Here is a 12,544-nt window from a genome sequence, read left to right as displayed (position 1 = left end):
GTGCTCATCGCGGTGTCCGGCCTGTTCGGGGTCGATGGCCGTGCCCAGCTCGAGCAGACCGCTCTGTCCGGCGCCTATGCCCGGCGCGTGGCGTCCCTGCTGAAGCTGATCGACATCCTCGACGCAGAGGAAGACCTCTTCAACCGCCGCATCGCCGAACGGCTTCGCGGTCACGCTGGCTGCGGGGGCATCCAGTGGCTGCCCGGCATCGGGCCCGTACTGGCGGCTGTGCTGGTCGCCGAGATCGGCGACGTGCATCGCTTCCCCTCCGCCGACCGATTGTGTTCCTGGTCCGGACTGACCCAGCGCCACTACGAGTCCGACACCGTCGCACGCCGCGGACACGTCACCAAACAGGGCAGCAAGCTGGTCCGCTGGGCGGTCGTGGAGGCTATCCAGCGCAAGACCACCCCCAAGATCAAGGAGGATCGGGCCCGGATCGAGGCCCGCCGCGGCAAGAACATCGCGAAGATCGCCGCGGCCCGCAAGCTGCTCACCCTGGTCTACTACGGGCTGCGCGACGGGCACATCCGCGCCCTGGCCCGCCAGGCCGCGTGAGCAACTCGGTGGCGGCAGGCGCGCGGTCGGGCAATTGTCTGACCCCCACCCGGCGCGGTCGCGGTTTCTAACTGACCCCGCCTGCCGCACGTCGCACCGCTCCATGCGGCCTCACGCCGCGAAGGAATGACCGGCGGCCGAGACCTGGCCCTGCCCTCCTGCATCACACAGCGGAGACGAGCGACACCCACAACCCCACAGCACACATACACGCTCGCCGACCTCACCGTTGCCCGCGAGCCGGTCAACGCTGCCCAGAACCATTAACAACCAGCAGATATACCACCCTTGACGGAACTCACCCCTTCAGGAATGACAATTACTCCCAGGTGCAGCGCGTAACGCGCATCGGTCTTGCCCCGCTCCGCGGCCGGACGCTGCAACCGTGAGGGAGCCCGAGCACCTCGCAGCGCACCCGGGCCGCCGAAAGCGCTCGGGCAAGACCGAACCCGGTCGGGTCGGCCTCGTAAGCCACCGCGACCGGACCGGGCAGCCGCCCGAGCCAGTCGAGGACGTCAGCATGCTGCGGCGTGAGCCGGGAACGGGTCAGCTCCCCGGTCACCGTGTCGATCGCGCACGCCACCACGCTTCGCGCGTGCACATCGAGCCCCACGCTCGTACGCTCAGAAAACACCGGGCTCCCGCACATGTAGGCACTACTGGCCAGGGTGCGCCAGGCCGGCAACCCACGACAACGTGCGAGCGAGGCCCGGCCCAAACCGGCACCTACATACCGTCTAGTTTCCCCAGCCACAGTGCTGGAGCCCGGCGTGGAATTCCTTGTTGGAGTCGACGTAGTCGCCGTAGAGGTATCCGCTGTGGTACTGCCAACCTTCCCAGCTGTAGTACACCCGCTCGGTGTAGTACCAGACGTTTCCGCCGTTATCGATGTCGTCGCCTCTGACCCAGCAGTACGCGATGATGGCGTCTTTGTGGTCGTGGGGGCCGGGGCACAGGTCGGGCACGCCGGTCTTGCCCAAGTCGACCTGCCACGACTTGTAGACCCCGGCGCAGTGGCTCGGGCTGCTCAGCCAGACGATAGTCTCCGCGTGGGCGGGTGCGGTCGTGAGCGCCGCGACACCGGTGACGGCGGCGACGAGGCCGACGGCCTTGGCCGCGAGTCGGCCCTTGATGATCTGCATGGGTCCCCTTCCATGGTGTAAGCCTTCCGAGTACGCGAACGCCTGCTCCGCCGTCTGCTGACCCGACGCGGTCATCGGGCGCGGGCTGACTGTGGAGCAGCGGTATCACGGTGCCTTAGGGGGATGCGTGGAGTCTAGTTTCCCGGACGAGGCCGGACGAGGCCGGACGAGCCCGTACAGCCATAGCCCCGTCGTATCCGTCGTGCCCGGCCCAAACCGGCACCTACATACCGTCTAGAATCCGCACCTCTCCCGTCTTGCAGTTCAGCCAGGCCACCGCTTGACCCCGCGGCCCGCCGAGATTGACGTAGAGCCGATCCTGCCCGTTCTTCCGCCACCGACTGACGTGCAAGTCGTCCATACCGCCCCCTGATCCGCATGCCTCACAGACCCAGATCAGCACACGCCGCACCGGACGCGGCAGAGCGCGAATCGGCCAGAGACTTGCGTCCCACCTGGACATCCCTGGACCATCAAGATCCATTGTCAGGGTGTCCACTCCCAAGGATCAGCCTCACACCGCTTCGGGAGGCGGCACCACCAGCGGTCGTTCAATTTCGGCCGTGGGATCAGCTGGGTGGCTGTCCGTTGTCAATGAAGTCAGCCCGGGCGAAAGCCCCCGACCTGCGACGACGAACTTCATTGACAAGGCGGTCCCGTGCCGCCGAGCGGCTCCCGTCCGTTGCGACCTGCGACGACTGGGTTGGATGGCAAGGAATGCCGTGGGCTGGGTTCGATGTCAGTGGACAGTGGCGAGCCTGGTGCTGGGACTGAAGATTCGCAGGGTTGGCGGTTCCAACGGCAGCCCGGGTGACGGCCTTTCGAGGGGGCCGGGCTCGCCCTCAGGACGGCCGGGGGGCGGGCCGGAGGCCGTCCATCAGCAGGTTCAGCAGGCGATCGGCCTGGGCTTCCTGCTCAGGCCGGGAGGCCACTGTGAAGATGCCGACGAGGGCGGCGGCGATGTCTTCGGCCGCGATATCGGCGCGGAGGTCGCCCGCCGTACGGCCTGCATCGAGAATCGTGGAGATGGCCGTCAGAAGTTCGGTCCGGGTCTGCGCATGGGCGACCTGGCCCGAGTCGATCATCGCTCGCAGCGTGTCGAGCATGCCGTTCTTGGCCGCTATCCAATCTCCGAACAAATCCATCCAGCGCCGCAGCGACGCCGCGGGGGGCAGATGGTTGAGCAGCTCGCGGGCGCCGCTCGTCAGACGCACGACCTGGTCCTTGTAGACCGCGTCGACCAGCGACTCGCGGGTCGGGAAGTGACGGTAGAGGGTAGCGACGCCGACCCCGGCCTCGCGGGCGATCGCGCGCATCGAGGGCTCAGCGTCGGCCGACATGAACACGCGGGTCGCCACCGTGAGCAGGTGTTCGCGGTTGCGTGCCGCGTCCGCCCGCGGCGTGCGGATCTCCACCCCACCAGAAACGGAACGCGCTCCGGTTGTGTTACGGTCGTTCATGTAAACGGAGCATAGTCCGTTTCGTTGCTTCCTTCGCCATCGAGGAGACAGACGCCATGCAGGCACAGAACGACCACTCACCCGCAGCCAGTGGCAGGGCGGTACGGATGGACTCCTTCGGAGGCCCTGAAAACCTGGACGTCCAGAAGGTCCTGGAACCGCAGGCCGGGCCAGGGCAGGTCCGAGTGCGAGTCACTGCGGCCGGCCTGAACCCGATGGACTGGATCATGACCGCCGATGCAGAGACCGCGGCCAGGTTCGGCCTGACGCTGCCGGCCGGGTTCGGGACCGACTACGCGGGTGTGATCGACCAGATCGGCGACGGAGCGAGCGACTTCGCGATCGGCGATCGGGTGTTCGGCGGTGCCCTGTCTCGCGCGGTCTCCGACTTCGTGGTGGTCGACTCGTCCGGTAAGACCGCGGCGAACGAGGCCCACCACACGCCTGACGGTGTCGACGACCGCACCGCAGCCACCCTCACGATCGCGGGCCGTACGGCATCCGCCGCCCTCGACACGGTCTCCCCCCGTCCGGGCGACACGATCCTGATCGGCGGCGCCGGCGGCGGGGTCGGCGTGTTCGCCGTCCAGCTGGCCCGCATCGCAGGAGCGCGCGTGATCGGGACGGGATCAGCAGCGTCAGCCGACTATCTGCGTGACCTCGGAGCCGAGCCGGTCACCTACGGCGACGGCCTGGCCGAGCGGGTTCGAGCCCTCGCTCCTGACGGCATCACCGCCGCCATCGACCTCCACGGAACCGACACAGTGGACGTGGCAAGAGAACTCGACGTCCCGGACAGTCGCATCTGCACCATCGCCGCGCAGGTCGAGGGAGTGGTGGCCGCCAACGGCGCGAACGCCGCCCCCGGCGCCCTGGAAGAGATCGCCCGCCTGGTCGCGGAAGGCCGGCTGAAAGTGCCCGTCGCGGCGACCTTCCCGATCGACCAGATCCGGGCCGCGGTCGAGCTACAGGCCGGCCGGCACGTGAAGGGCAAGGTCGTCATCGACCTCTGAGGCTGGCAGCGCACGCAGGCAGGCGGTTCGACTGCATCAGGGGCAAACCGTCGTCACCAAGATGGCGGCCGTCACGCCCCAGCTCCGCCCGCGCAGGATGAACGGGCTTCCCGGCGATGAAGGAGCCTTCGGCAGTTCGATTCCGGGCTCGCTCGGGCGCCTCCCGAAGTGGTGAACGTCTGCTGTCGGTTCTCGCGCACAAAGCCAAGGCAAGGCACCGTTTTTTCGCGACTCCGGGATCGGGTCGCCACACCGCTCACATGTCCGACCCTTGCGGCGCTCAGCGCGTTCCGCCTTGTCGCGGGCGACTCGCATCACGTTCGCCTTCGCTGTATTCACCGCCCCCTTGCACCGCTTCGAGCAGTACACCTGGTCCGTCCGCCCAGGTTTGAACACATTGGTGCAGCCCAGTCGCTCACACTCCCGAGACGCATACGCCGACGCGCGCTCCTGACGCTTCATCTCCCAGTAGCAGTCCGACTTGCAGAACCGTGCGTCGGCCCGCTTCTCCGGCGGAATCGGACCACCGCACCCCTCACACATCCTGACCGCCACCGTCATCGCTGGTCTCCTCGGATTCACGCCGCGCCAACTCCCAACGACGCGAGCACAATCCACCAGCTTGCCCGGCACCACTGACAACTCCTCCTTGGCCGACCGAGGAGCGGCACTGCTCCGCATCCAGGTGGGGCGCGGAGCCCAAGGGCGCCTATCGGAAACGCGGCTTCGTCCTGCCTTAGGGCACCCGGATCGCTTCCCTCACGGCGGTGAACTCAGGCGGGGCGCAGCTCCGGCCGGCGAGCCAGTGTCATCGCTCTCCGGTCGGCTGATTCGCGGCAGCGGTTCCGGCTCCAGGGCCCGGTTAGGGGCACTGGCAACAAGGGGCAGAAGATGAACGCCCACGGCCAGGAGGGCAGTTGGATCATGGGCGATCTGTGGGGTAGCCGCAATCAGCGTGTGGATCCGCCACCTACCTCGACTGCAGACCCACCCCCACGACGGCGGCGCCCCCGCCAGTTATGTTCTTCGCGGTCCTGCAAGAGGACCGCTGGCCCCGATCTGGCCACTGTTGTCGTGCTCAGCCGGCTGAGTGGGAACCCCGAGCCTGACGGCGCAGGAGGTTCTTGTCGGGTTTGCCGGCGTCCGTCAGCGGCAGGGTGTCGAGGAGGATGACGCTGGTGGGTTCGTGGAGGGTGCTGCCCTGTTCGCGTACCAGGGCACGCAGTTGGCCGGTGTCGGGCCGGGTGCCGGGAACCGGGACGACAGCGGCGTGCACCCGCTCGACGCCGTCGGCGTCGGGGACGCCGAAGACGGCGCTCTGCCGTACGTGGGGGTGGGAGTTGAGCAGCTCCTCCACCTCGGAGGTGTAGACGTGGCCGACGCCGGTGTTGATCAGGTCCTTCAGCCGGTCGACGATGGTCAGGTAGCCGTCTTCGTCCAGGAAGCCGACGTCACCGGTGTGCAGCCAGCCGTCCCGGAGAACCGCGGCCGTCAGTTCGGGCTGCTTCCAGTAGCCCTGCATCAGGGTGTCGGAGCGCACACACACCTCGCCGGCCTGGCCGGTCGGCAGGCTTCGGCCGGCCGTGTCCCGAATGATCACTTCGCAGCCGGGCATCGCCTTGCCGACCGAGCGCAGTCGCTCCGGGCAGGCCGGGTCATGGTCCTGGGCGTCCAGGACGGTGACGATCCCGGCTTCGTGCTGGCCGTAGAGCTGGACCAGGACCGGGCCCAGGCGTCGTACGGCGTCCGCGAGTCGGGCAGGGGACGCCTGGCAGCCTCCGTAGGTCACTCGGCGCAAGCTGGAGGTGTCCGCATGCTGGGCGTGCGGGTGGTCGATGAGTTGGTAGAGCAGCGGCGGCATCAGGAACAGGTCGGTGATGCGCTCGCGCTCCACGGTGCCGAGCACGGTTGCCGGATCGAAGCCGTCGAGCAGGACGACACTGCCGCCGTGGCGCAAGATCTTGTCCGTCATCAGGCCGGCGGCGTGTGCGATGGTGGTGCACACCAGCAGCCTCGGCTGCTCGCCGGGGTCCCCGGGCAGGTCGGGGCCGAACGGCCGGGCCTGGCCGTAGCTGATGCAGATCCCTTTGGAGTGGCCGGTGGTGCCGCCCGAGTGGCGGATGGTGCGGATGTCCTGTGGCCGTGCCCGGCAGGGGAAGGGGACGCCCGGCCGACGAGCGGCGAGCGCCAACAGATCCGCGCCCGCGGGCGCGGCGCCGAGTACCAGGACGCGCTCGAGCGGGGCCTGGGCGGTGATCTCGGTGACCCGTTCGCTGTGACCGGGGTCGGTGATGAGCGTGTGGGTCTCGACGTCCCGGACCATGGTGGCCTGGGTGCTCGCCGGCAGCTTGGTGTAGAGCTGGTTGAGTCGGCAGCCGAGCAGACCGGCGGCGTAGCGCACGGCGATGGCCTCCGGCAGGTTGCCGGTGAGCAGAGTGACGGTGTGGCCGCGACCGACCCCCTGGGCCTGCAGCTCCCACGCCAGGCGGTGGGTGAGATCGCGCAGTCCGCCGGCGGTGATGTGTCGGTGCTGGTGGGTGAGGACGACGCGCCCGGGGGCGGTGTCCAGGGTGTCGAGGATCTGCTCGACTTCGGTACGGAAGGGCTGTGCTGCGGTTGGCATGTGCGGGTTTCTCGGTCAGTGGCGGGCGGACAGGCGGTGGTTCTCGGTCTGCTGACCGCCGGTCACCAGGGAATGCGCGAGGACGCTGTAGAGCGTGTCGTTCGGACCGTCGGCGATCCGCAGTCCACGGATGTCCCGCAGTCGCTTCTCCATCGGGGTGTACCGGGTGTAGCCCTCACTGCCGTGCAACTGCAGGGCCAGGTCCACGGCGTGGTAGGCGGCGTCGGTGGCCAGCGCCTTGGCGGCCGAGCAGGCGGCCGTGTCGATCTCGCCCTGGTCTATTCGTTCCAGCAGCGCGAAGCACCAGGCGGTGGCGGCCTGGACCTCGGCCGCGGCCGTGCCCAGCCGTGCGGCGACGGCGGGGATGGCGGCCAGCGGGGTACGGCCCACTGTGCGGCTGCGGGTGCGGTCGGCGGACTCCTGGATCGCCGCCGAGGCAGCGCCAAGGCAGACGAGGGACATCATCAGCCGCCAGGCGGAGAAGTGCGCGTCGAAGATCCGCCGGCCGTCTCCGGGTACGCCGAGAAGCAGGGACTTGTCCAGGCGGACGTCGACGAAGTGCAGGTGCCCGAAGCTCCAACCCCGCATGCCCAGCGGGTCGGTGGTCTCGGTCAGGACGCCCTTGGCGTCCATGGGTACCCAGACTGCGGACAGCGGCACCTCGCGCAGGTCGACCGTGGCGGTCTCGGCACGGTCGACGAGCTTGCCGAAGACGACGAATCCGTACGCCTCCTCGACCCGGCTGATCAGCCCCTTCGTGCCCGACAGCACAAGGTGGTCGCCATGGTCGACCAGAACGGTCCTGAAGCCACACAGATCCGACCCCGACTGGGGCTCGCTGGACGCCACTCCGGCCAACTCACCCTGGGCGATGGCACGTTGCTGTGTGGACCGGACGAGTTCCGGCGTACCGTAGCGCAGCGCCATGGCGGCATGCCCGCTGCTGAAGACCTCGCGTGCGTCGCAGTCGCGCTGTCCGGCGAGGAACATGGCCATCCCCTGGGCCACTCGTCCCAGTCCCTGCCGTTCGACGTCGAAGCCGGTGAGCCCTGCCCGTGCCGCCCGGCTGCGCAGCGCGAGCCAGTCCGGCCGCTGCTCCCCCTCGCACACCGGTGCGGGCAGATGGGTGTCGAGGAAAGCCGTGATCCGCGACGTCAGCTCCGCGAGCTCGGGATGACGGTTGAGGACCGGGGTGATGCCGGTGGCACGCACGGGTGGGAACTCCTGCAGAGTGTGGGGGGTTGATCGCCTTGTAGCGGCGCAGGGCGGAGCTTGCCGGGCGCGTCAGAGCGTCAGGGGCTGGGTGCGCACCGCGTCGTTGAGCTTGGCCTTGTCATGGCGCTCGCCCTTCTTCAGGTGCTTGATCACCAGCAGGCACGGCAGGCCGAAGGTGCCGCCGTCGAACTCGCGCGGCCGGCTGGCCGGAACGGCCACCGTCCACGGCGGAACCTCACCCCGGCTCAGCTCCTCGCCGGTGGCGGCGTCGATCACCGGGATGGTGTCGGTCAGCAACGTACCGGCGCCCAGCAGCGCACCCTCTCCGACCCGGGCGCCGCTGTAGATCATCGAGCGGGCGCCGATGAACGCGTCGTCCTCGATCACCACCGGCTTGGCCATGGGCGGTTCGATCATGCCGCCGAGACCGACCCCGCCCGACAGGTGCACATTCCTGCCCACCTGCGCACAGGAGCCGATCCCCACCCAGGAATCGACCAGTGTGCCCGCGCCGACATAGGACCCGATCCCGATGTGGCTCGGCATCACCACGACGCCCGGCTCCTGGTAACTGCCCCGGCGGATGACGGCACCGGGCGAGACCTGTACGTCGGAGGTCTCCATCCCGGACTTCAGGGGGATCTTGTCGGCACACTCGAACGGGCCGAATCGCGTGACGCCGGGCTTCGCCTGCTTGTAGAGCAGCAGAATCGCATGCTTCAACCACTCGTGCACGACGACGTCGCCGTTCACAAGCTCGGCGACCCGCACGTGCCCCCGGTCCAGCAGGCCGATCGCAGCATCGACCGAGGCAACGGCCTCCGCCGAGTGCAGCGTTGCTTCGTCCCGGCGCTGCCAGAGCTCGGCGATCTCGCTCCGCAAGGAGACCACATGGCCGTCCTGGTTCCGCACTGGACCACACTCCCTTGTCTGTTGGAAAGACCCTCTGCCGGCCACCGGAGACCCGGTTGCCGGCCGCTTGGCGCGCTGTATCTGACAGTGCGAAGCCGCGTGGAGTGCCGGCACGGGCAGCGGTACACCAGGTACCGGGTGGGCATCATTCCGGCAGACACAGGCTGCCATGCCTTCGATTCGTAGATCAAATCATCCTTGAGTATTTGATTCGTTAATAAAAGTGGCTTGAGGTGGCCTTCAAAGGTGGCCTTATGGCGGGTCGGCCCCGGAAACCTGCAGCGCGCCGAGTGCGAGTAGCCTTATCGGGCACTGGTGCCGCGGCTCGGGCAACAGCCGCAACGGGACATCGCTGAAGACGGTGCTGACCGATGCCGGGGCGGTCACGCCGGCCGTTCCCAGGGACCGTGACGGGTCCTTCGAACCGCAACTGGTCCCCCAGCACGCCAGGCGGCTCGCAGGGTTCAACGAGCAGGTCCTGTCGTTGTATGCACGCGGCATGTCGGTGCGCGACATCCGCTCGCACCTGGCCGGCCTGTACGGCGTCCAGGTCTCATCGGACCTGATCAGCAAGGTCACCGACGCCGTCACGGACGAGCTCGACGCCTGGCAGAACAGACCGCGGGACGCCATCTGGCGTGCAGTTCGTGGCGTTGGGTGCCCCGCCGGCCTGGCCGTGGTCGAAGTCGAAGAAGCCGATCCCGGTGGCGGTGACGGTGATGTCGGCGGTCTGGAAGCTGGTGGTGGGCGTGGACTGCGCGTCGAACTCGCTGCGTGCGTTGGTGATGTCGGTCAGCAGCGGGCTGGAGGAGCCGACCCAGGAGGGATCCGGGCTGGAGACCGTGTACTGGGACGCCGGCACCGCCCGGCTGCTGCCCGGCTGCTCAAGGGCCGCACCCGCGGGCCGGTGTTCGTCACCCACCGCCGCCCGGGGCCAGGCAAGGTCGTCAGCCCCCGAGACGTATGCCCGGACACCGGGCTGGCCAGGCTGTCGTACGGGCAGGCCCGTGCCCTGCTGGACGAGCACACCGCCCTGCGCGGGCCGGGTACGGGCTGGGACCTGCACGAGTACCGCCATTCCGCCCTGACCCACCTCGGCGCGCAGGGGGCCTCGCTGTTGATGCCGATGGCGAAGTCCCGGCACAAGAAGCCGGAGAACGTCCGCCGCTACTTCAAGCCCTCCCCCGAGGCGATCTCCGAGCTGACCAGCCTGCTCGCCCCCGGCGACGCCCGCCGTTGACCGCCTGCGCCGGGCAGGGCTGGCGCGCAGGGGCGGGGCGTTCAGCGCGGAATCACCCAGCCCGGTGCCCAGGTCCCGGCGGCGTCGTGGCCGGCCGTCGTGGCGGCGAGGTGGGTGCGGAGGGTGGCCAGCGCTGGGTGGGGGTTGTCGCGGTGCCACAGGAGCGAGTGCGGGTAGACGGGCGTCGGGTCGGTCACCGGGATGCGGCGCAGGCCGTGGTCGGCGGGCCAGATGAGGCGGGTGGGCTCGCCGATGAAGGTGGCAAGGGCCGGTGTGTCGGCGATGGTGTCGAGGAGGGCGTCGGAGCCGAAGTTGGGGCCGGTGGCCTCGATGGTGAGGCCGAACTCGGCGACGAGGTCGTCGTAGTAGGCGGCCCACTCGGTGCCGGGGGCGATGCCGGGCATCCAGATCCGGTGTCCGACGAGTTGGGCGAGGGTCACCGACTGGGCGCCTGCCAGTGCGTGGGCGGGGCCGGTGAGGAGTTGGAGCGGCTCGTCGAGCACCCGGACGGAGGCGATGTCCTCGGGAAGGGGTCGGCCGGGCGCGGCGACGGCGCGGAAGGACGCGTCGATCGCACCGGAGCGAATGGCAGTGACGGCCGTCTCGATGTCGAACAGCATCATCACGTCTAGGTCGATTTCGGGGTGTGCCCGGTGGAAGCCGCGCATCAGGCCAGACTGCGCGCTGCGCGAGGCGAGCACGTCGACGCGCAGCGGACGGCGGCCGGGGCGCACGGAGGCGCCCGCGCGCTCGGCGACGCGCAGCAGCTCGCGTGCGTGGGGCAGGAACGCCTGCCCGTCGATGGTGAGCTCAGCGCCGCGTGCGGCACGGGTGAACAACCGCACGCCGAGGGTGCGCTCCAGCGTGGCGATGCGTTTGGAGACGGCCTGCTGGGTGATCGAAAGGTCGGCGGCGGCTTTCTGGAACTGGCCCGCTTCCGCGACGGCGACGAAGGTGCGTACTGCTTCGAGATCCACGCCGACCCACCTTAGTGAACAACTGATTGTTGTGGAGTGCTGGCGGGTCAGTTGTTTGACCTGCTGTTGTCCTGCCCGCTTATCTCTCATCGGTCAACGTCAGTTTGTTCGGGTGGGACCTCAAGGGGAGTGCGCTGAGCATGGTGGGCAGGAGACGGTTGGGCCGGCAGTTCGGCTGGCTGTGGGCGTCATATGCGGTGAGCGCATATGGGTCCGGTCTGGGGTTCGGGGCGCTGCCGCTGATCGCTGTGCTGGCGCTGCATGCCGGACCCGCTGAGGTGTCTGCGCTGTCCGCGGTGGGGCCTGCGGTGGGTGCGCTGATCGCGGCGCCGCTCGCGCCGTGGGTGGAGTTCCGGCGCAAGCGCCCGGTCATGATCATGATGGACCTGGCCCGGTTCGCGGCCATGGCGACGATCCCCGTCGCCTACGCCTTCGGATGGCTCAGTTTCGTCCAGCTGCTCGTGGTCTCGGCCGTGGTCGCCGCAGCCAAGATCGCCTTCAACGCGGCCAGCGGCGCCTACCTCAAGGCCCTCGTCCGACCGGATGACCTGCTCGTCGCCAACGCACGGTTCGAGTCCACGAACTGGAGCTCCATCGCGGTGGGACCACCGCTGGGCGGGGCGGCGATCGGCCTGTTCGGACCGGTCACGACCGTGGTGGCCGACGCGCTCAGCTACCTGCTCTCCGCGTTGGGCATCACCGCGATCCGCGGCCAGGAAGAAGCAGCGCGAACGACCGGCAAGGGCCCGGTCCGGGCGGGCGCACTGCTCGACGGCTGGCGACACCTCATGGGGCACCCCGGTTTGCGGGCGCTCTACCTCAACAACATGCTCGTCGGCGGTCTGATCATGGCCACCGAGCCGCTGCTGGCCGTGCTCCTGCTTCGCCAGCTCAAGTTCCCGCCCTGGCAGTACGGCCTCGCCTTCGCCGTGCCCTGTGTCGGCGGACTCATCGGCTCCCGGCTGGCCCGCCGTGTCGTGGTCCGCTACGGCCAGCACGCGGTCTTCCGGACCGTCGGCACCCTGCGCGCCATCTGGCTGATCGGCCTGGCCTTTGTCCGTCCCGGCGTCGTCGGTCTCGTCACTGTGATGGCCGTCGAGCTGGCCATCATCATCAACATGAGCCTGTACAGCCCCGTGCTCGCCACCTACCGGCTCGAACACACACCCAAGCATCTCGTCGCCCGCACCCTGTCCGCCTGGTCGATCGGCCAGCAGGCCTCCATCGCCGTCCTCACCGCACTCGCCGGGCTGCTCGCCGACGTCACCAGCCCACGTACCGCTCTCACCGTCGCGGGACTGCTCATCTTGACCACACCGCTCCTGCTTCCCCGACAGGACCAGACGTCGCAGCACAAGCCGGAACTGTCCCGCAGCCACTCATGAGGCACCACAACTTGCCGCC

General features: G+C 68.9%; 10 protein-coding genes and 2 pseudogenes. 5 read left to right on the top strand and 7 right to left on the bottom strand.

From position 1 onward, the window contains the following. Complete coding sequence (locus ACZ60X_RS37210; protein ID WP_469608496.1) at positions 1–558, top strand: transposase; 558 nt, start codon at positions 1–3, stop codon at positions 556–558. Between the two features lie 737 nt (positions 559–1,295). Here the strand turns inward: ACZ60X_RS37210 and ACZ60X_RS37205 are convergent. Next, positions 1,296–1,700, bottom strand: a complete 405-nt coding sequence (locus tag ACZ60X_RS37205; protein WP_469608493.1) for a hypothetical protein — start codon at positions 1,698–1,700, stop codon at positions 1,296–1,298. An 842-nt stretch (positions 1,701–2,542) separates the two neighbouring features. After that, positions 2,543–3,160, bottom strand: a complete 618-nt coding sequence (locus tag ACZ60X_RS37200) for a TetR/AcrR family transcriptional regulator (RefSeq protein WP_469608490.1) — start codon at positions 3,158–3,160, stop codon at positions 2,543–2,545. A gap of 56 nt (positions 3,161–3,216) precedes the next feature. Here ACZ60X_RS37200 and ACZ60X_RS37195 point away from each other — a divergent pair, with 56 nt between their 5' ends. Continuing rightward, positions 3,217–4,173 (top strand): NADP-dependent oxidoreductase, encoded by a 957-nt coding sequence (locus ACZ60X_RS37195; RefSeq protein WP_469608486.1) that lies wholly within the window; start codon positions 3,217–3,219, stop codon positions 4,171–4,173. A 1,078-nt stretch (positions 4,174–5,251) separates the two neighbouring features. Here the strand turns inward: ACZ60X_RS37195 and ACZ60X_RS37190 are convergent. From ACZ60X_RS37190 to ACZ60X_RS37180, 3 genes are all read right to left on the bottom strand, one after another. Continuing rightward, a complete protein-coding gene (locus ACZ60X_RS37190) occupies positions 5,252–6,796 on the bottom strand; it encodes an AMP-binding protein (protein WP_469608484.1) in 1,545 nt (514 codons plus the stop codon). Between the two features lie 15 nt (positions 6,797–6,811). Continuing rightward, entirely contained in the window at positions 6,812–8,008 is a 1,197-nt protein-coding gene (locus tag ACZ60X_RS37185; protein ID WP_469608481.1) for an acyl-CoA dehydrogenase family protein, read from the bottom strand. Between the two features lie 72 nt (positions 8,009–8,080). Next, on the bottom strand, positions 8,081–8,923 hold the full coding sequence (locus tag ACZ60X_RS37180) for a 2,3,4,5-tetrahydropyridine-2,6-dicarboxylate N-succinyltransferase (RefSeq protein WP_469608478.1): 843 nt from the start codon (positions 8,921–8,923) through the stop codon (positions 8,081–8,083). Positions 8,924–9,245: 322 nt separating this feature from the next. On the opposite strand from ACZ60X_RS37180, the pseudogene ACZ60X_RS37175 reads away from it, so the two are divergent. Next, positions 9,246–9,560, top strand: a pseudogene (locus tag ACZ60X_RS37175) (transposase); the annotation flags it as partial. Here ACZ60X_RS37175 and ACZ60X_RS37170 read toward each other — a convergent pair. Next, positions 9,477–9,785 (bottom strand): hypothetical protein, encoded by a 309-nt coding sequence (locus tag ACZ60X_RS37170; protein ID WP_469608600.1) that lies wholly within the window; start codon positions 9,783–9,785, stop codon positions 9,477–9,479. The pseudogene ACZ60X_RS37175 and the gene ACZ60X_RS37170 overlap by 84 nt on opposite strands. Between ACZ60X_RS37170 and ACZ60X_RS37165 the strand changes: the two are divergent. After that, positions 9,757–10,163 (top strand): annotated as a pseudogene (locus tag ACZ60X_RS37165) (site-specific integrase); the annotation flags it as partial. The gene ACZ60X_RS37170 and the pseudogene ACZ60X_RS37165 overlap by 29 nt on opposite strands. A 41-nt stretch (positions 10,164–10,204) precedes the next feature. Here the strand turns inward: ACZ60X_RS37165 and ACZ60X_RS37160 are convergent. Next, entirely contained in the window at positions 10,205–11,140 is a 936-nt protein-coding gene (locus ACZ60X_RS37160) for a LysR family transcriptional regulator (protein WP_469608476.1), read from the bottom strand. 140 nt (positions 11,141–11,280) lie between these two features. On the opposite strand from ACZ60X_RS37160, the gene ACZ60X_RS37155 reads away from it, so the two are divergent. After that, on the top strand, positions 11,281–12,525 hold the full coding sequence (locus ACZ60X_RS37155; protein ID WP_469608473.1) for an MFS transporter: 1,245 nt from the start codon (positions 11,281–11,283) through the stop codon (positions 12,523–12,525). Positions 12,526–12,544: the final 19 nt, after the last annotated feature.

This window comes from Streptomyces sp. NPDC104106, assembly GCF_055584345.1.
This window is presented reverse-complemented; position numbering and strand designations above follow the sequence as displayed.